The sequence below is a fragment of the Bacillus sp. AY3-1 genome (assembly GCF_008368785.1).
GTDB classification, from domain to species: domain Bacteria; phylum Bacillota; class Bacilli; order Bacillales; family Bacillaceae_G; genus Bacillus_A; species Bacillus_A wiedmannii.
Window position 1 is genome coordinate 186,965 of record NZ_QORZ01000021.1, and the last position, 19,347, is coordinate 206,311.

The following is a 19,347-nucleotide window of genomic DNA, read 5'->3' on the forward strand; positions in this document are numbered from 1 at the left end:
ATACTATTCCTGCTCTGGGTCACGCAAGTAATACCCTACTCCACGTCTAGTTACAATTAAAGTAGGATGACTTGGATTATCTTCAATTTTTTCACGTAAACGACGCACTGTTACATCCACTGTACGTACATCTCCAAAATAGTCATAACCCCAAACTGTTTGCAATAAATGTTCACGAGTCATAACTTGTCCTAAATGTTTGGCTAAATAATGTAGTAGCTCAAATTCACGATGTGTAAGTTCAATATTTTCCTCACGTTTCGTTACACTATACGCATTTGAATTGATAACGATTGGTCCAATAACCATTTCCGTATTTTCTTCTTTTTCTGCAGCACCACCTTGTTGATGGCGACGTAAATTCGCCTTCACACGAGCAAGTAATTCCCTCGTACTAAATGGCTTCGTTACATAATCATCTGCTCCAAGCTCAAGCCCTAATACTTTATCAATTTCAGAGTCCTTTGCTGTAAGCATAATAATCGGCATTTCTGAGCTTTTACGTATTTCACGGCAAACCTCTAAGCCATCCTTACCTGGTAGCATAATGTCCAATAAAACCATATCTGGCTGCTCTTCATTCGCTTTTTCAATCGCTTCATCACCATCATGCGCCATTACAATTTCAAAACCTTCTTTTTCTAGGTTGAACTTCAAAATATCCGCAATCGGCTTTTCATCATCAACTACTAAAATTTTCTTTCCCATCATCGTCTATTTCCTCCTTATAAAGTGAAACTTTAATCGGGCATTTACGTGCAGTTGATCTCGCCCCTAACTTCTTTACCTTCGTTGAATTTTTGGGTGGGGTCTTACTGCCCGGTAAATAGCGGGTAAAAATATGGTCAATATCCCTAAACACATTGATGTCTACATAGTATGTCCCTATATGACCGCATCTTTTGCTTAAGTACTTTCTCCTCTATTCTCACAGACTCATGTATGATCCACTTTTACACGGAATCCTATACGATCTATAGAAAAACCTCTAGCTTCAACTGCTAGAGGCTTCTCATTCTATTTTAAAATAACTACTCACTTTTGTAAAATTACACAAATAAAAAGGATATTAAGTGGGCCCACTTAATATCCTGAGAGTGGCTCGGGACGGAATCGAACCGCCGACACGAGGATTTTCAGTCCTCTGCTCTACCGACTGAGCTACCGAGCCAAAACTATATATAAAACCACTAATGGTGGTATAAACAAAAGTGGCGGTCCCGACCGGGGTCGAACCGGCGATCTCCTGCGTGACAGGCAGGCATGTTAACCACTACACCACGGGACCAAAAATGAACATAAAAAAAAACATGACCCGTACGGGATTCGAACCCGTGTTACCGCCGTGAAAGGGCGGTGTCTTAACCACTTGACCAACGGGCCACGAAAAATAAAATGGTGAGCCATGAAGGATTCGAACCTTCGACCCTCTGATTAAAAGTCAGATGCTCTACCAACTGAGCTAATGGCTCATACTCACCAACGTCATATTTTCGTGACGACAAGATGTATCATAACATGTTTTCTTTATTTTGTGCAATACCTTTTTTTATTTTTTTTATAAAAGATAAGAAAAAACTCATGCGGACATGAGTTTTTTCTCAAAAATATCAATTAAGCTTCGTATACGTTACGAACAATATTTGTTTGGTTACGATCTGGTCCAACTGAGAACATAGATAATTGAATTCCTGTTAACTCAGAAACACGTTCTACGTATTTTCGTGCATTTTCAGGAAGCTCGTCTAATGATTTTACACCAGTAATATCTTCTGTCCAACCTGGAAGCTCTTCGTATACAGGCTCACATTTCGCTAAAATGTTTAAGTTTGCTGGAACTTCATCGATCACTTCGCCATTGTATTTGTAAGCAACGCAAATTTTAAGAGTCGGAATACCTGTTAGAACGTCGATAGAATTTAATGATAAATCTGTTAAACCACTAACACGACGTGCATGTCTTACAACAACGCTATCGAACCAACCTACGCGGCGCGGACGACCAGTTGTCGTTCCATACTCACGACCAACTTCACGAATTTGATGACCAATTTCATCATGAAGCTCAGTAGGGAAAGGACCATCACCTACGCGGCTTGTATATGCTTTACACACACCTACAACGCGAGTAACTTTCGCAGGACCAACTCCAGTTCCAACTGTTACACCACCAGCAATCGGGTTAGAAGATGTAACGAACGGGTACGTACCGTGGTCGATATCAAGCATAACACCTTGTGCACCTTCAAATAATACACGGTGATTGTTATCTAGTGCATCATTTAATACAACAGACGTATCACATACATATTGCGCGATTTGTTGTCCGTACTCGAAGTACTCTTCGAAGATTTCTTCTACACTGAAACCTTCTGTATCGTACATTTTTTCAAATAAACGATTTTTTTCTACTAAATTGCGCTCAAGCTTTTCTTTAAATGCTTCACGGTCTAAAAGATCAGCCATACGAATACCAATACGAGCAGCTTTATCCATATATGCAGGACCGATACCTTTTTTCGTTGTACCGATTTTGTTATCACCTTTACTTGCTTCTTCTAATTCATCTTGTTTTAAGTGATAAGGTAAAATAACGTGCGCACGGTTACTTACACGTAAATTATCAGTACTTACACCACGATCGTGTAAGTATTTTAACTCTTCAAGTAATGCTTTCGGATCTACTACTAAGCCATTTCCGATTACACAAATTTTCTCTTTATAGAAAATACCAGATGGAATTAAGTGTAATTTATATTTAACTCCGCCGAAAACAATTGTATGTCCCGCGTTATTTCCACCTTGATATCTTGCAACTACTTCCGCATGCTCAGAAAGAAAATCAGTGATTTTACCTTTTCCTTCGTCGCCCCATTGTGTTCCTACAACTACTACTGAAGACATTATTAAAGCACCTCCGCGATTTTCAAACGATCTATTCAAACAATATAATTGTACCAAAACCGAAAAAGAAGTCAACCAAAAAGCGAACATTTTTTTATTAAAAAACATTTTCGTTCGTAAGAATTATATTTTCACACTATGAAAGCCTTATCTTTCCTATAAAAAAAAAAGAAACACATCTTATTATAAGAAATGCATTTCTTTTTTATACTATCTTTATGCAGGCGGCGCATGTCCATCCTCAAAGCGACGTTCTAAGTTAACGAACTTATTGAACTCTTTAACGAATGCGAGCTCTACTGAGCCTACGGGACCGTTACGCTGCTTTGCAATAATAATTTCAATCGTATTTTTATTTTCCGTTTCTCGGTCATAGTAATCTTCACGATATAAGAAGGCTACAATATCAGCATCCTGCTCGATACTTCCCGATTCACGAATATCAGACATCATTGGACGTTTATCTTGACGAGATTCTACACCACGAGATAACTGCGACAAGGCAATAACAGGCACTTGCAATTCACGCGCAATCCCTTTTAATGTACGAGAAATCTCAGATACTTCCTGCTGACGGTTTTCTCCTGATTTCCCGCTTCCTTGAATAAGCTGTAAATAGTCAATTAAAACCATCCCTAGACCTTGTTCTTGCTTTAATCTACGGCATTTCGCTCGAATCTCATTTACTTTAATCCCTGGCGTATCATCAATATAGATACCAGCATTAGAAAGGCTCCCCATCGCCATTGTTAATTTTGCCCAATCATCAGAAGTTAATGAACCGGTACGCAGTCTTTGCGCATCAATATTTCCTTCTGCACAAAGCATACGCATAACAAGCTGATCAGAGCCCATCTCTAGACTAAAAATCGCTACATTTTCATCAGTTTTCGTCGCTACGTTTTGTGCGATATTTAATGAAAATGCGGTTTTCCCTACTGATGGACGTGCCGCTACGATGATTAAATCATTTCGCTGGAAACCTGCGGTCATCTTATCTAATTCTGTAAATCCAGTTGGTATCCCAGTAACTTCACCTTTTTGATTATGCAAAAGTTCAATTTTATCGTAAGCATCTACAAGAACATCTTTAATGTTTTGGAATGCTTTTGCATTCGTTTGGTGAGATACTTCTAATATTTTTTTCTCAGCCTCATTTAAAAGACCATCCACGTCATCTTCTCTCTCATACCCATCAGACACGATATGAGTCGCTGTTCGAATCAAACGACGTAATAGCGCCTTTTCAGCGATGATTCGTGCATAATATTCTACGTTAGCAGCAGTTGGAACAACTTCTGCTAATTCTGCTAAGTAAGAAACCCCACCAACTTCTTCTAATAATCCTTGATCAGCCATTGCTGACGTCATTATTACTAAGTCAATCGGCTCTCCTTTATCAGATAACCCAAGCATGACTTCAAAAATCTTTTGATGTTTCGTTCGATAAAATGAGTCAGGTACCAATAATTCCGATGCTGACGTTAACGCATCTTGATCAATTAATATGGCCCCTAAAACCGCCTGCTCAGCCTCTATATTATGCGGAGGGGTACGATCAGCCATTACATCACTCATACGCAATCCTCCTTGCTTAACTTATTTTTATTGTTCACTAACATGAACTTTTACTGTTGCTGTTACTTGCGGATGCAACTTCACAGTAACGTTTGTATAGCCTAATGCACGAATTGCATCATCCATTTCAAATTTACGTTTATCAAGTTTAATTTTATGTGATTTTTGCATCGCATCTACGATTTGTTTACTTGTGATTGAACCGAATAGACGGCCACCTTCTCCAGATTTCGCCTTTACTTCTACAGTTAGTTTCTCTAACGTTTCTTTCAACTCTTTTGCATTTTCAACCTCTGCTGCTGCATCTTTTTCTTCTTTTCGCTTTTGAGCTTCTAAAGTTTTCATACTACTATTTGTCGCTTCAGCAGCTAATCCTTGTTTTAGTAAGAAGTTATTTGCATAGCCATCTGGTACGTTTTTTATTTCTCCTTTTTTCCCTTTACCTTTTACGTCTTTTAGAAAAATTACTTTCATGATTGTGTGCCTCCCTGTAAATAGTCATCAATAACAAATCGAAGCTTCTCCTCAGCTTCATCTACTGTAACATTTTTCATTTGTGTGGCTGCATTCGTTAAATGCCCACCACCGCCTAAATTTTCCATAATTAGCTGCACGTTCACTTCACCTAAAGACCTGCCGCTAATTCCAATGAAATTCTCGCCACGTTTTGCAATAACAAATGACGCAATAATTCCTGTCATTGTTAATAATGTGTCCGCTGATTGCGCAATAAGCACTTGATCGTAGTAATCATCACTATCAACTTTTGCAATCGCAATTCCATTTGTATAAATGTACGCATTTTTAATAGCTTTTGCAACCCGTAAATACTGATCCATATCTTCTTTTAAAAGCTCTTGTACAAGTACAGTATCTGCACCATGTGAGCGTAAATAAGAAGCGGCATCAAACGTACGAGCACCCGTCCGGAATGTAAAGCTTTTCGTATCAACAATAATACCCGCTAACAATGCCGTTGCTTCTAACATTGTCATTTTTAAATTTTTCGGTTGGTACTCAAGTAATTCTGTAACAAGTTCTGCCGTGGAAGAAGCGTATGGCTCCATGTAAACAAGCAATGGATCTTCAATAAAATCTTCTCCCCGACGATGATGGTCAATAACAACTACATTTTCAATTTTATGTAACAGCTTTTCTTCCATCACCATTGAAGGTTTATGCGTATCAACAACAACAAGTAATGAATCATCATTTGCAAATTCCATCGCTTGTCCTGGGGTAATAAAGTGAGACCATAACTCTTCGTTTTGTTTCACTTTATCCATTAAACGCTTAATTCCCTTATCAGAATCATTTTCATCTAACACAATATATCCTTTGCGCTCATTTAATTGCGCTACCTTTAAAATACCAATCGCAGCACCAATTGCGTCCATATCAGGAGCCCTATGCCCCATTATAATGACATTACTACTTTCTAATACTAAATCCTTTAATGCATGCGAAATAACTCTGGCACGTACACGAGTACGTTTTTCAACTGGATTCGTCTTACCACCATAAAACTTAACTTTACCTGTCGCTTGTTTAATAGCTACTTGATCTCCACCACGGCCAAGCGCAAGGTCTAAACCGGACTGAGCCATTGCCCCAAGCTCTGATAAAGGTAAATCACCTGATCCAACACCTACACTTAAGGTGAGTGGTATATTCCTTTTGGATGTTTCTTCACGCACCTGATCTAAAATGCTAAATTTCCCTTTCTCCATCTGCGCTAAAATACTCTCATTTAGTACAACGAAGAATCTTTCTGAAGATGCACGTTTTAAATATGCCCCATACTTAACGGCCCATTCATTTAGTCGTGATGTTACAAGACTTGTGATATTCGTACGTAATTGATCATCTAACCCCTGTGTAACTTCATCATAATTATCTAAATAAATGACAGCCAAAACAGTTCGTTGATCCTCGTACATCTTTTCAATTTCTGTTTGTTCCGTTACATCAAAGAAATAAATTAACTTTTCTTCTTTCCTTACAAAAACGCGAAACTTTCGGTTATTTAAAGAGACTATATCGTCGGAAGTTTCTCCCTTAATAAAAAGAAGCAACGTTTCTGATACATCATAAAGGTGCCATCCAGCTAACGCATGCTGTCCTAGACATGAAGATAAATAAGGATTCGCCCAATCAATCCCATAATCCTTATTGTATAACAAAATACCAATCGGCATTTGGTTAAATGCTTCATTACTCACTTTCTTTACTCTTGTAATCATATCTGTCGTATACTTCTCAAAATTCCTTTGAAAGGTCAGTTCAAAGCGTATAACAACAAAAAGTACAATGCAAAAAATAAAAAAGGTGGATATCCCCATAATTAAATGAAAATAACAGAGGATGGCAATGAGCACAAACACGAAAAATGCCAATACATAAACAGGATATAAAAACCACTGTTTCTTATAAAATTCAGGCATGTATACAACTCCTATAAAGTAAAACTAACTCACCTTTCAGTTAGTTAAACAGATTAAAATAGTATAAGGAATATTACTTTATCCTCCTATTTTAGAACGCAATGAAATCCCTAAATCAATTATACCTAAGATTGTCACAAGAGGAAACAACATCGGTATAAACATGCAGACAATAAAACTAATAATAGGAACCCCTTTCGTAAAACCTTTGCTATGCGCTAGAAAAGCGATAAATGTCAGACCTTGTAGTACTAGTAGTAAGGCAAATATGACATATAGGTTAGAAAATACCATATGTAAATATGATGTCGGTTCTACTTTTATAAAAGTTGATAGCAAAATAAATATAACGTAATACCAAACAATACTCTTTGGTAATTGTATATCTTTAAATTTAGGCCAAGGTATAACGTCATGCTTTAGTTTTCTCAAAACACTACCTGATATCATAACTGTAATCCAAGAAAAACATACCGAGACCATTACAAGCAAACTTGGGAATAACGTTTGTAACACATCATTAAATTGTGCAAATAATTCTTTTTGCTCCTTACTAATAGGCATACCAGCAGCAGTGACTATCTTTTCACTTTGCGCCATACTTTCATTAAGCATATTTTGCATTTGCTTCATTAAATCTATGTTAAAAAACTTTATACTTGCAACATAAATGAGCATAATACCAATTAAGTACGCAAGCGTCCCCGCCATCAAAATTTCTACCGGTTTTTTTTGTTTTTTATACATATATCCTAAAACGATACCTATCAATCCAAACATAGTTGTCTTTACTAGGTTCATCGGTTGACTGACAATAACAGTAATAAAAAGTGCCGCCGTAAAAATTACAAAGGCGTTAGATAATCTATATCTTATCGTTAGCAATATAAACGGCAATGGCAACGCAAACGTTACAACTGTACCTAAAATTGGAACATACATAGATATAAGCAATAACATTGCATATATCGCTAGCAACGCTGCACCCTCAGTAATAAATTTCGTATTCTTCATCATCTAACCTCTCTTTCAAAAAAAGAAAAGCATAGCAAAATGCACAGTAGAGTCCGACTCTACTGTGCATTTCATACGCTATTATTCACCAACATATGGTAAAAGTGCCATTTGACGAGCACGTTTAATTGCAACTGTAAGTTTGCGTTGGTATTTTGCGCTTGTTCCTGTTACACGACGAGGTAAAATTTTACCACGCTCAGAAACGAAACGTTTTAATAAATCAACATCTTTATAGTCAATGCGAGTGATGCCGTTAGATGTGAAGAAACACACCTTACGACGTTTCGCACGTCCACCTTTGCGTCCTGCCATGTCTATTCCCTCCATTCTTTGTTAAAACTAACTAATTTACTGTATTAGAACGGTAAATCGTCGTCGGAAATGTCGATCGGTTGACCTACATTTGAAAATGGATCGTCATTCTTCGTAAATCCAGAGTTCCCTTGGTTACCTTGGTTACCTGAATTACTAGATTGACCAAATGGGTTAGAGCTTTGGTTACCGAAACCAGCTCCTGATGGTTGCTGATTAAATGAACCACGTTGCTCCCCACCGCCATTACGCGGCTCTAAAAATTGTACGCTTTCCGCAAGAACTTCTGTTACATATACACGTTTACCATCTTGTCCATCGTAATTACGAGTTTGAAGACGTCCATCTACGCCTGCTAAGCTACCTTTTTTCAAATAATTTGCTACGTTTTCTGCTTGTTTACGCCATATTACACAATTAATAAAGTCAGCTTCACGCTCACCTTGTTGATTCGCAAATGCGCGATTCACAGCTAACGTAAAAGTAGCTACTGCAACACCATTGGGCGTGTAACGTAAGTCAGGGTCCTTAGTTAAACGACCAACGAGGATAACACGATTCATCAATCGAACCACTCTCCCTTATATATCAATTATTTTTCTTCTTCTTTAACAACGATATGACGAAGGATGTCTTCGTTGATCTTAGCTAAACGGTCGAATTCGTTAATCGCTTCTGCGTTAGAGTTCACGTTTAAGATCATGTAGAAACCTTCACGTAAGTCGTTGATTTCGTAAGCTAAACGACGCTTACCCCACTCTTTCGTGTTAATGATTTCTGCACCATTGTTTGTTAAAACACCTGCGAAACGTTCAACTAAAGCTTTTTGAGCTTCTTCTTCAACGCCAGGACGAATGATGTACATAATTTCGTACTTTCTCATTACACTTTCACCTCCTTTTGGTCTAAACGGCCCATAATGGGCAAGGAGCAATTAATTTATAGTAATTACTCACGAGTTTAGATTATATCATAGTAAGTTAGATGAATCAACTCACCCATGCATAAAAAACTTGGCAAACACATAATATATTTGCCAAGCTCATATCTTTATTTTTCCTAGGAAATATTAAATTAAACGTTGAAGCGGAAGTGCATAACGTCTCCATCTTTTACGATATACTCTTTTCCTTCTAAACGAACTTTACCAGCTTCTTTTGCAGCTGTCATAGAACCGTTTGTCATTAAGTCTTCGTAAGAAACTGTTTCCGCACGAATAAATCCACGCTCAAAGTCTGTATGAATTACGCCAGCACATTGTGGTGCTTTCATACCTTGTTTAAACGTCCATGCACGTACTTCTTGCACACCAGCTGTGAAGTAAGTAGCAAGTCCTAATAAATCATATGCAGCACGAATTAATTGATCTAAACCAGATTCTTCAATGCCTAGTTCTTCAAGGAATACTTTTTTCTCTTCCTCGTCTAGCTCAGCGATTTCTTCTTCGATTTTTGCACATACAACGATTACTTGAGCATTTTCATTTGCAGCAAATTCTTTTACCATTTGTACATATTTATTTTCAGAAGGATCCATAATATCATCTTCACTTACGTTTGCTACGTATAACATTTCTTTCGTTGTAAGTAAATGAAGGCCTTTAACAATCTTCATTTGTTCTTCTGTAAATTCAACAGTACGAGCTGGTTTTCCCTCTTCAAAAGCTTCTTTTAAACGAACTAAAATTTCATGCTCATATACTGCTTCTTTATCTTTTTGTCTTGCTAACTTCGCAACACGCTCGATACGTTTATCAACAGATTCTAAATCCGCTAAGATTAGCTCTAAGTTGATTGTTTCAATATCATCGATTGGATCTACTTTCCCTGAAACGTGTGTAATATTTTCGTCTTCAAAACAACGAACAACTTGGCAAATTGCATCTACTTGGCGAATGTGAGATAAGAATTTATTTCCTAAACCTTCACCTTTACTAGCACCTTTTACGATACCTGCAATATCAGTAAACTCAAATACAGTCGGAACAGTTTTTTTCGGTTCTACTAATTCCGTTAATTTATTTAAACGCTCATCTGGTACTTCTACAATCCCTACGTTTGGATCAATTGTACAGAATGGATAGTTTGCAGATTCTGCTCCTGCTTGTGTAATTGCATTAAATAAAGTTGACTTCCCTACGTTAGGTAATCCAACAATCCCAGCCGTTAATCCCATATTTTTCACTCCTATGTCTCAATCTTTCATCATTATAGATAGTAACGAAAAAAATGACAAGTTTCCTCCAAACGAAAAAAAGTAACAGCTACCCATTGCAACTGTTACTTTCTCTCTATTCTTCGTGCTTCACAAGTATTTTTTTCACCTTACGATCAAATTCTCTTCGAGGAATCATTACTGAATGGTCACATCCCTCGCACTTAATGCGGATATCCATTCCCATACGAATAATTTTCCAGCGATTCTCACCACATGGGTGGGCTTTCTTCATTTCCACAACATCGTACAAGTTATACTGCTTTTGCTCCATTCTCCAAACCCCTCTCCATACTAAATTGCTTTTCCACTCACCAATTCTTCACGATTATATAAAACCATACGTGGATATGGAATTTCAATCCCATGTAAATCTAGACGATTTTTAATTTCTTTACGAAGTGCTCTCGCAACAACCGCATGTTGCATCGGCTCTACTTCCGCAATAACACGTAATATAACTTCTGACGCAGCCAATGTTTGCACACCTAATAACTGAGGCTTTGCTACCATTTGCGTATACTGTGCAGGTAATTCTTCTAATAACTCTTCAATGACTTGCTCCGCTTTCGCTATGTCAGCCTCATACGAAATGGATACATCAACAAATGCTACACTATTACTAACTGAATAGTTCGTAACTTGAATAATACTTCCATTTGGTAAAGTATGAATTTCGCCTGTCCAACTCTTTACTTTTGTTGTACGAAGTCCAATTTCTAGAACGACACCTTCAAACTGACCAATTTTTACATAGTCACCTACTGAAAATTGATCTTCTAGCAAAATAAATAACCCCGTAATAACATCTTTTACTAAACTTTGAGCACCAAATCCGACTGCTAAACCAATTACCCCGGCACCCGCTAATAAACCAGATGCATTAATATTAAACACACCCAAAATCGCAATTAACATAATGAACATAACAACGTATGCCACAATATTTTCAAGTAACTTCGCTACTGTAACTGTACGACGTTCTGAAATTTGAATTGGCGAACGGCTTCCCATACGAAACGCATTTCGTACAATTGCACGCGCAACTCGCACAATAATTGCACCAAGTATTAAAATAACGACTATTTTTAGTGATTTCACACCTATATTCGTCCAATCAATGGACTCAAACCATTTCAACGCTAAATCCATGTACCTCTACCTCTCCAGCTAAAATTTCTTTTTAATCATCCTTCTTATTGTATCAGAAGTCACCCTGATTTCTGAAAAATTTTTATGACTTTAATTGCATTTGTTAACTTCCATGCAGGTATAAAATGGAACGAATATATATATACTAGTACTATTATTTCCGTTTTCACTCAAGTTTTACAGGAAGTACGCACTTATAGTTTTCCATTTTACTCGCCATATAACATATTTTGAAAATTTATTAAAAGGATGGATGCTTCATGAATATTGGAAGTTTTCGCTTACCCTTTTTCGAAAAAGAAACTCAAAATGTTATGCACCAAGACGTAGAAGCCTCCGAGACAATTAGTAACTTCTTACTTTCCCATATCCCTATTAAAACGAATATACCGATTATTCTCGTTTGTATCGGAACAGATCGTTCTACAGGCGATGCACTCGGTCCGTTAGTCGGTACGAAACTAGAACAAGCAGGAATTAAAAACTTCCAAGTGTTCGGCACACTAGATGAGCCAGTGCATGCGCTAAATTTAGAAGAAAAAATTCAGAATATACAGAAAGATAATCCTACTTCATTTATAATTGCGGTTGATGCCTGTTTAGGAAAGTCTCAAAACATCGGTTCCATCACTACCGGAATGGGGCCTAGTAAACCTGGAGCTGCGATGAACAAAAAATTACCTGCAGTTGGTGATTTACATATTCATGGCATCGTAAATCTAAATGGTTTTATGGAGTTTTTCGTCCTGCAAAATACAAGATTAAGTTTAGTCATGAAAATGGCTGATGTAATTGCACAAAGTATAAAAGAAACAGACCAAAAATTATCTGTATTAAAAAAAGCAAACCATCTATAAATAATAAGATGGTTTGCTTTTTAGTTTTTCTGCGCTAATAATTCTAAAATACGATTTAAATCTTCTTTATTAAAAAATTCAATTTCGATTTTACCTTTTTCTTTTTTCGTTTCTTTAATTTTCACATCTGTGCCAAACTTTTCTCTTAAGAACGTTTCGCGTTCTACGAAAAATATGTTTCTCTCTTTTTTCACTTGTTTTGTTTCACGTGAAACGCGTTGATTAATCTCCTGAACAATTTTCTCTAATTGACGAACGTTTAATCCTTCTTTTTCGATTCGTTTTAATAAAGATTTCAATTGTTCTTCATCTTTTATAGTAAGCAAAGTTCTCCCATGGGCCATTGAAAGTTGACCATTTGCAATCATATCTTGCACAAAAGAAGGGAGGCTTAATAACCGCGTATAATTTGCAATGTAAGGTCTGCTCTTACCAAGACGTTTTGCTAATTGTTCTTGCGTTACATTTAGCTCATTCATTAACATTTGATATGCCATTGCTTCTTCCATTGGGTTTAAATCTTCTCGTTGTAAGTTTTCAAGCAATGCAAACTCCATCATTTGCTGCTCATTTAATTGTCTTACAACAGCAGGTACCTTTTCGAGCCCTGCCTCTTTGGCAGCACGATATCTTCTTTCACCTGCAACAATTTCATATCCTTTAATACTCTTCCTAGCAATTAACGGTTGCAATATGCCGTGCTCTTTAATAGAGGCCGATAATTCTTGAATTGCCTCTTTATTAAAGTGTTTACGTGGTTGATATGGATTCGGTCTTAATTCAGTTATCACAATCTCCTGAATTGCCTCTTCTTCTTTCACATCTAAATCAGGAAAAAACACATTAATTCCTCTTCCTAATCCTTTAGCCACCTGCAATCACTTCCTCTGCTAAATCTATATATACTTCTGCCCCTCTTGATTTAGCGTCATACTGCATAATTGGTTTCCCATGACTTGGTGCTTCACTTAAACGAACATTACGAGGAATAATCGAACGGTATACTTTATCCCTAAAGTATTTTTTCACTTCATCTATAACCTGAATCCCTAAATTCGTACGGGCATCCAACATCGTTAACAATACACCCTGAATTGCTAGATTTTTATTTAAGTGCTTTTGCACAAGTCGAACTGTATTTAATAGCTGACTTAATCCTTCTAGTGCGTAATATTCGCATTGAACAGGAATAATAACAGAATCTGCTGCGGTTAATGCATTAATCGTTAATAACCCTAAGGACGGGGGACAGTCGATAATAATATAGTCATATTCATCACGAACTGGCTGTAATGCCCTTTGTAAACGTACTTCCCGGGAAATAGTCGGTACCAATTCAATTTCAGCACCTGCCAATTGAATTGTAGCGGGTAGAACATCTAAGTTTTCAGTTGCGGTTTTACGTATAACCCCTTGAACATCTGCATCTTCCACAAGAACATTGTAAATACATTGATCTAATTCGGATTTTTCAATTCCCACACCAGTCGTTGCATTTCCTTGAGCGTCAATATCTACAAGAAGGACTTTTTTACCTACTTGTGCCAATCCAGCCCCTAAATTAACAGATGTTGTTGTTTTTCCAACGCCACCTTTTTGATTGGCAATAGCAATGATTTTTCCCATGATGTCACCTACTTTCAACCTTTCTATCTTATTCTAGTAACAATTACGTTTATTGTAACATGAAATAAAAGTTTTTCTTTTACGTCCTTATTAAACTTCAAAATTTATTTCTAAACTCCTTCTTCATCTAACAAGAAAATATAGTAAAAGAGACCTATCCAGTAGGATAAGGTCTCTAACACGCCATTATTATTTTTTCTTGGGAATTTTAATTGTAATTTGATAGTACTCATCAAATTCTTCTTCCGCAGAATTAACATTTAAACCACTGTCAGCAACCATTTGTAATGACTGCCTAATTGTATTCATGGCAATTCTCGTATCTCGACTTACTGCTTTTTGCTTTGCCTTACGCTTCGGTTTGGCTTCCTCTAGTAATTTCGCAATTCGTTCCTCTGTTTGCTTTACATTCAGTTGTTTCTCCACAATTTCCTGTAAAACCTTCAGTTGTAATTCCTCATTCTTTAAAGGAATGAGAGCGCGGGCATGACGTTCTGTAATACTTTTTTCTAATAACGCACGTTTTATTTCTTCAGGCAACTTTAACAATCGCAACTTATTTGCGATTGTGGATTGTCCTTTTCCAAGTCGTTGTGCCAATGCTTCTTGTGTTAAATTATGTAACTCAATTAGCTTTTGATATGCCACAGCTTCCTCGATTGCTGTTAGTTCCTCACGTTGCAAGTTTTCAATTAAAGCTACAGAAGCTGTCTCTGTATCATTTAAGTTCTTTATAATTGCAGGAACCTTTTCCCACCCTAACTTTGTTGCCGCACGGAAACGCCTTTCTCCAGCGATAATCTCATACTTGTCATCCTCATATTGCCTCACAACAATCGGCTGAATCAGCCCATGTGTACGAATCGTTAGTGCTAGCTCTTCAATTCGTGCATCATCAAAAACTGTTCGTGGTTGATAACGGTTAGGGGTAATATTTACTATCGGAATTTCTTGTATTTCTTCATATACCTTTTTATCTATTTCTTCATGGCTTTCGTCTTGTAATTCGAATTCGCTCTCTTTATCTCCAAAGCCAAATAAACGAGAAAACGTATTTTTCATACATATTCCACCACCTTTTAGGCCTATTGACTATTCTCCATAAAATGTTTCCTATGAAACATTTACGTTTTCATTTATATAATTTAATCTTACGTCTAATAAGATTTATTTTTCAATAGGTAATTTATTGGGTGTTCCCGGTTTGCGTGGATATTTCTTTGGTGTCTTGCGCTTTTTCTCGATTAATAAAATATTACGTTCACTTTCTTCAAACGGTAATTGGAACGTAGACATTTCTTTTAAATTCCCGCCTAGCACCTCTAAAGCATACTTGCCATTTTCAATTTCTTCGTTTGCTGCGGCACCTTTCATTGCAATGAATGTTCCCCCAACTTTTACAAGTGGTAAACATAGCTCACTCAATACCGAAAGACGCGCAACTGCACGTGCCATTACAATATCGTACGATTCACGTACACCTTCTTTTTTCCCAAATGTTTCCGCACGATCGTGACAAAACGCAACGTCACCTAATTCCAACTTTTGTGCTAAATGATTTAAGAAGTTAATACGTTTTTGCAATGAGTCTACAATTGTTACTTTTAAGTGCGGGAAACAGATTTTCAAAGGAATACTTGGGAATCCAGCTCCTGCGCCAACATCACAAATTGAGAATGGTTCTGAAAAATCATAATAAAAAGCAGCTGTAATGGAATCAAAAAAGTGTTTTAAATATACTTCCTCTTTCTCCGTAATAGCCGTTAAGTTCATTTTTTCATTCCACTCTACTAATGTTTCAAAGTAGATTTCGAACTGCTCTAACTGTCTAGAAGAGAGGGTGATACCCTTCTCTTCTAGCATAGATTGAAATTGTTCTATGTTCATCTAACAATATCTCCTTACTATTTATTGGTTCGATACTCGCGCAATTTTTCCTTGTTCAATATACACAAGTAAAATAGAAACATCCGCTGGATTCACGCCAGAAATACGTGAAGCCTGCCCCATTGAAAGTGGACGAACATCTTTCAATTTCTGTCTCGCTTCTGAGGCAAGGCTAGAAATCGCATCATAATCAATATCCACAGGGATTTTTTTGTTTTCCATTTTCTTCATACGCTCTACTTGCTGTAAGGATTTTTCGATATATCCTTCGTACTTAATCTGAATTTCAACTTGTTCTGTAATTTCATCACTTAATTCTACTTCACTTGGTACTAAAAGATGAATATGTTCATATGTCATCTCTGGACGACGTAATAAGTCACTTGCACGTATTCCATCTTTCAATTCACTTCCGCCAATACTACGAATTAATTCTTGAACTTCAGGACGTGGTTTAATAATAATGCTGCTTAAACGTTCCTTTTCCTGTTCAATTTTTAATTTTTTATTTGTAAATCGCTCATAGCGCTCTTCTTTAATTAATCCAATTTCACGACCAACTTCAGTTAAACGAAGATCAGCATTATCGTGGCGTAATAATAGGCGATATTCTGCACGAGATGTTAATAAGCGATATGGTTCATTTGTACCTTTCGTTACAAGATCATCAATTAAGACACCAATATAAGCATCCGCGCGACCTAAAATAACTTCTTTTTTACCTAAAGAACGACATGCTGCATTAATCCCAGCCATAAGCCCTTGTCCTGCCGCCTCTTCGTAACCAGAAGTTCCGTTAATTTGTCCTGCTGTATATAAATTCTTAATTTTTTTCGTTTCAAGTGTTGGCCATAGTTGTGTTGGCACAATTGCATCATATTCAATTGCATAACCTGTACGCATCATTTCAACGTTTTCTAGGCCAGGTATTGTTCTAAGCATATCACGTTGTACATCTTCTGGTAAGCTTGTGGATAAACCTTGTACATACACTTCTTGTGTATTACGTCCTTCTGGCTCTAAGAAAATTTGATGACGTGGTTTATCATTAAATCTTACTACTTTGTCTTCAATTGAAGGACAATATCTAGGTCCTGTTCCCTTAATCATACCAGAATACATAGCTGAGCGATGTAGGTTTTCATCTATTAAACGATGTGTTTCCGTACTTGTATACGTCAACCAACATGGAATTTGATCCATAATAAATTTTGTCGTTTCAAAAGAGAAAGCTCGTGGTTTATCATCACCTGGCTGAATTTCTGTTTTACTGTAATCAATCGTATTACTATTTACACGCGGAGGTGTACCTGTTTTAAATCTAACAAGATCAAATCCAAGCTCCTCTAAATGTTCGGATAAAGTAATAGATGGTTGTTGATTATTCGGACCGCTCGAATATTTTAAATCCCCCATAATAATCTCACCGCGTAAAAATGTTCCAGTCGTAATTACAACTGTTTTGGCTGTATATTCAGCACCAGCTTGCGTAACTACGCCTTTACATTCACCATCTTCAACGATTAAACGCTCAACCATTCCTTGGAACAACGTTAAATTTGGTGTTTCTTCAATTGTTTTCTTTAATTCATGCTGGTAAGAGAACTTATCTGCTTGTGCGCGAAGCGCACGTACAGCTGGTCCTTTACCTGTATTTAACATACGCATTTGAATATATGTTTTATCAATGTTGCGTCCCATTTCTCCGCCTAATGCATCAATTTCCCGAACAACAATCCCTTTTGCTGGTCCACCAACAGAAGGGTTACATGGCATAAACGCCACCATATCTAAATTAATTGTTAACATTAATGTTTTGGAGCCCATTCGTGCTGCCGCAAGACCAGCTTCACATCCTGCATGACCTGCACCGATTACTATGACATCGTATGAACCGGCATTGTATCCCATTGTTTATTCCTCCTAAAAATCTCTATCTTTCTAAAACATCGCTATATTATTTTCCTAAACAAAATTGAGAGAACAACTGGTCAATTAGGCTTTCATGGACGGTATCACCAGTAATTTCACCAAGTATTTCCCACGTTCTTGTTAAATCAATTTGTACCATATCAATTGGAACACCATTTTCTATTGCCTCAATTGCATCTCCAATTGTTTTTCCTGCTTGTGTTAATAATCCAATATGTCTCGCGTTAGAAACATATGTCACATCTGCAGAATCAATTGTTCCTTCAAAGAATAAATCAGCTATTGCCTTTTCAAGCTCATCTATTCCTTGTTCCTCAATTAACGATGTTGTAATAATACGATTTCCCGCTGCCAATTCTGTAACACGTTCCATATCGATTACTTGCGATAAATCTGTCTTATTTACAATAACAATGAAATCTTTTCCTTGTACGGCACGGAATAGATCTTCATCCTCATGCGTTAAAGCCTCGCTATAATTAACGACAACTAACACTAAATCAGCTTGGCTCATCATTTCTTTTGAACGCTCTACACCAATTCGTTCAACAACATCTTCTGTTTCACGAATCCCGGCTGTATCTATAAGTTTAAGTGGTACACCACGCACATTAACGTACTCTTCAATAACATCACGAGTTGTTCCTGCAATATCAGTTACAATTGCCTTTTTCTCCTGAACAAGACTATTTAATAGCGATGACTTCCCAACGTTAGGTCTACCGATGATTGCAGTAGCAATACCTTCACGTAAAATCTTTCCTTGCTTCGATGTTTCTAATATTTTTGCAATTTCCGTACGAACATGTGTAGCTTTCTCAATTAAAATATTATGTGTCATTTCTTCCACATCATCATATTCCGGGTAATCTATGTTTACCTCAACATGAGCCAACGTTTCTAATATGTCCTGACGCAGACGGCCGATTAATTTAGATAATCGTCCTTCCATTTGATTAATCGCTACGTTCATTGCGCGATCTGTTTTTGCACGGATTAAGTCCATAACAGCTTCTGCTTGTGATAAATCAATACGGCCATTTAAAAAAGCACGTTTTGTAAATTCACCAGGCTCTGCTAATCTTACTCCTTGCGCTAAAATAAGCTGCAATACTTTATTTACCGAAACAAGTCCGCCGTGACAGTTAATTTCCACTATATTTTCACGTGTAAAAGTCCTTGGTGCACGCAGAATAGATACCATCACTTCTTCAATAACCTGATTTGTATCTAAATCGACAATATGACCATAATGAATTGTGTGAGAAGGAACTTCTGTTAAATCCTTCCCTTTAAAAATACGATTAACTTTTTCAACCGCATCATCCCCACTTACTCGAACAATGGCAATTGCACCCTCTCCAAGCGCTGTGGAAATCGCGGCAATTGTATCAAATTCCATGTCCTTTCACCTCACTTGCTTA

At 37.0% G+C, this 19,347-nt stretch carries 19 protein-coding genes and 4 tRNA genes; 1 reads left to right on the forward strand and 22 read right to left on the reverse strand.

Features of this window, described 5'->3' with window-relative positions; translation table 11 throughout:
- Positions 1 to 3: 3 nt before the first annotated feature.
- From walR to DN389_RS22980, 16 genes are all read right to left on the reverse strand, one after another.
- Entirely contained in the window at positions 4 to 711 is a 708-nt protein-coding gene (gene walR / locus DN389_RS22900; RefSeq protein ID WP_000971866.1) for a cell wall metabolism DNA-binding response regulator WalR, read from the reverse strand.
- Between the two features lie 387 nt (positions 712 to 1,098).
- A tRNA-Phe gene (locus DN389_RS22910) sits at positions 1,099 to 1,171 on the reverse strand.
- A 41-nt stretch (positions 1,172 to 1,212) separates the two neighbouring features.
- Positions 1,213 to 1,288 (reverse strand) — tRNA-Asp (locus DN389_RS22915).
- A gap of 23 nt (positions 1,289 to 1,311) precedes the next feature.
- Positions 1,312 to 1,383 (reverse strand) — tRNA-Glu (locus DN389_RS22920).
- 13 nt (positions 1,384 to 1,396) lie between these two features.
- Positions 1,397 to 1,472, reverse strand: a tRNA-Lys gene (locus tag DN389_RS22925).
- Positions 1,473 to 1,614: 142 nt separating this feature from the next.
- Entirely contained in the window at positions 1,615 to 2,904 is a 1,290-nt protein-coding gene (locus DN389_RS22930; protein ID WP_000100228.1) for an adenylosuccinate synthase, read from the reverse strand.
- A gap of 216 nt (positions 2,905 to 3,120) precedes the next feature.
- Positions 3,121 to 4,482, reverse strand: a complete 1,362-nt coding sequence (gene dnaB / locus DN389_RS22935; protein WP_001286242.1) for a replicative DNA helicase — start codon at positions 4,480 to 4,482, stop codon at positions 3,121 to 3,123.
- Between the two features lie 27 nt (positions 4,483 to 4,509).
- Positions 4,510 to 4,956 (reverse strand): 50S ribosomal protein L9, encoded by a 447-nt coding sequence (rplI, locus tag DN389_RS22940; protein WP_000864225.1) that lies wholly within the window; start codon positions 4,954 to 4,956, stop codon positions 4,510 to 4,512.
- Positions 4,953 to 6,926, reverse strand: coding sequence for a DHH family phosphoesterase (locus DN389_RS22945; RefSeq protein ID WP_001113891.1), 1,974 nt, complete (start codon positions 6,924 to 6,926; stop codon positions 4,953 to 4,955). Before DN389_RS22945 ends, rplI begins: the two co-directional genes overlap by 4 nt.
- 78 nt (positions 6,927 to 7,004) lie before the next feature.
- Positions 7,005 to 7,940, reverse strand: a complete 936-nt coding sequence (locus DN389_RS22950; protein ID WP_142343584.1) for a YybS family protein — start codon at positions 7,938 to 7,940, stop codon at positions 7,005 to 7,007.
- Between the two features lie 81 nt (positions 7,941 to 8,021).
- Positions 8,022 to 8,255 (reverse strand): 30S ribosomal protein S18, encoded by a 234-nt coding sequence (gene rpsR, locus DN389_RS22955; RefSeq protein WP_000918874.1) that lies wholly within the window; start codon positions 8,253 to 8,255, stop codon positions 8,022 to 8,024.
- A 44-nt stretch (positions 8,256 to 8,299) separates the two neighbouring features.
- Positions 8,300 to 8,821, reverse strand: a complete 522-nt coding sequence (ssb, locus tag DN389_RS22960) for a single-stranded DNA-binding protein (RefSeq protein WP_000981963.1) — start codon at positions 8,819 to 8,821, stop codon at positions 8,300 to 8,302.
- Positions 8,822 to 8,847: 26 nt separating this feature from the next.
- On the reverse strand, positions 8,848 to 9,138 hold the full coding sequence (rpsF, locus tag DN389_RS22965; RefSeq protein ID WP_001233781.1) for a 30S ribosomal protein S6: 291 nt from the start codon (positions 9,136 to 9,138) through the stop codon (positions 8,848 to 8,850).
- A gap of 191 nt (positions 9,139 to 9,329) precedes the next feature.
- Positions 9,330 to 10,430 carry a redox-regulated ATPase YchF gene (gene ychF / locus DN389_RS22970; RefSeq protein WP_000524660.1) on the reverse strand — a complete coding sequence of 367 codons (1,101 nt, stop codon included), beginning with the start codon at positions 10,428 to 10,430 and terminating at the stop codon, positions 9,330 to 9,332.
- A gap of 115 nt (positions 10,431 to 10,545) precedes the next feature.
- Entirely contained in the window at positions 10,546 to 10,743 is a 198-nt protein-coding gene (locus DN389_RS22975) for a DUF951 domain-containing protein (RefSeq protein ID WP_000436051.1), read from the reverse strand.
- Between the two features lie 20 nt (positions 10,744 to 10,763).
- Entirely contained in the window at positions 10,764 to 11,621 is an 858-nt protein-coding gene (locus DN389_RS22980) for a mechanosensitive ion channel family protein (protein WP_000362298.1), read from the reverse strand.
- 260 nt (positions 11,622 to 11,881) lie between these two features.
- Here DN389_RS22980 and yyaC point away from each other — a divergent pair, with 260 nt between their 5' ends.
- Positions 11,882 to 12,478, forward strand: coding sequence for a spore protease YyaC (gene yyaC / locus DN389_RS22985; RefSeq protein ID WP_097858866.1), 597 nt, complete (start codon positions 11,882 to 11,884; stop codon positions 12,476 to 12,478).
- Positions 12,479 to 12,498: 20 nt separating this feature from the next.
- On the opposite strand, the gene spo0J is transcribed toward yyaC, so the two are convergent.
- The 6 genes from spo0J to mnmE all read right to left on the reverse strand — a co-directional run bounded on the left by spo0J (position 12,499) and on the right by mnmE (position 19,325).
- Positions 12,499 to 13,350: a stage 0 sporulation protein Spo0J gene (gene spo0J / locus DN389_RS22990; RefSeq protein ID WP_001051814.1), complete on the reverse strand. Its 852-nt coding sequence runs from the start codon at positions 13,348 to 13,350 to the stop codon at positions 12,499 to 12,501.
- Complete coding sequence (gene soj, locus DN389_RS22995) at positions 13,343 to 14,104, reverse strand: sporulation initiation inhibitor protein Soj (RefSeq protein WP_000516117.1); 762 nt, start codon at positions 14,102 to 14,104, stop codon at positions 13,343 to 13,345. The genes spo0J and soj overlap by 8 nt, the downstream gene beginning before the upstream one ends.
- A 189-nt stretch (positions 14,105 to 14,293) precedes the next feature.
- Positions 14,294 to 15,166, reverse strand: coding sequence for a nucleoid occlusion protein (gene noc / locus DN389_RS23000; RefSeq protein WP_000799025.1), 873 nt, complete (start codon positions 15,164 to 15,166; stop codon positions 14,294 to 14,296).
- A gap of 105 nt (positions 15,167 to 15,271) precedes the next feature.
- Positions 15,272 to 15,991, reverse strand: a complete 720-nt coding sequence (gene rsmG / locus DN389_RS23005) for a 16S rRNA (guanine(527)-N(7))-methyltransferase RsmG (RefSeq protein ID WP_001019619.1) — start codon at positions 15,989 to 15,991, stop codon at positions 15,272 to 15,274.
- 21 nt (positions 15,992 to 16,012) lie between these two features.
- Positions 16,013 to 17,902, reverse strand: coding sequence for a tRNA uridine-5-carboxymethylaminomethyl(34) synthesis enzyme MnmG (gene mnmG, locus DN389_RS23010; RefSeq protein WP_000541059.1), 1,890 nt, complete (start codon positions 17,900 to 17,902; stop codon positions 16,013 to 16,015).
- Positions 17,903 to 17,948: 46 nt separating this feature from the next.
- Positions 17,949 to 19,325, reverse strand: a complete 1,377-nt coding sequence (mnmE, locus tag DN389_RS23015) for a tRNA uridine-5-carboxymethylaminomethyl(34) synthesis GTPase MnmE (protein ID WP_000393767.1) — start codon at positions 19,323 to 19,325, stop codon at positions 17,949 to 17,951.
- Between the last annotated feature and the right edge of the window lie 22 nt (positions 19,326 to 19,347).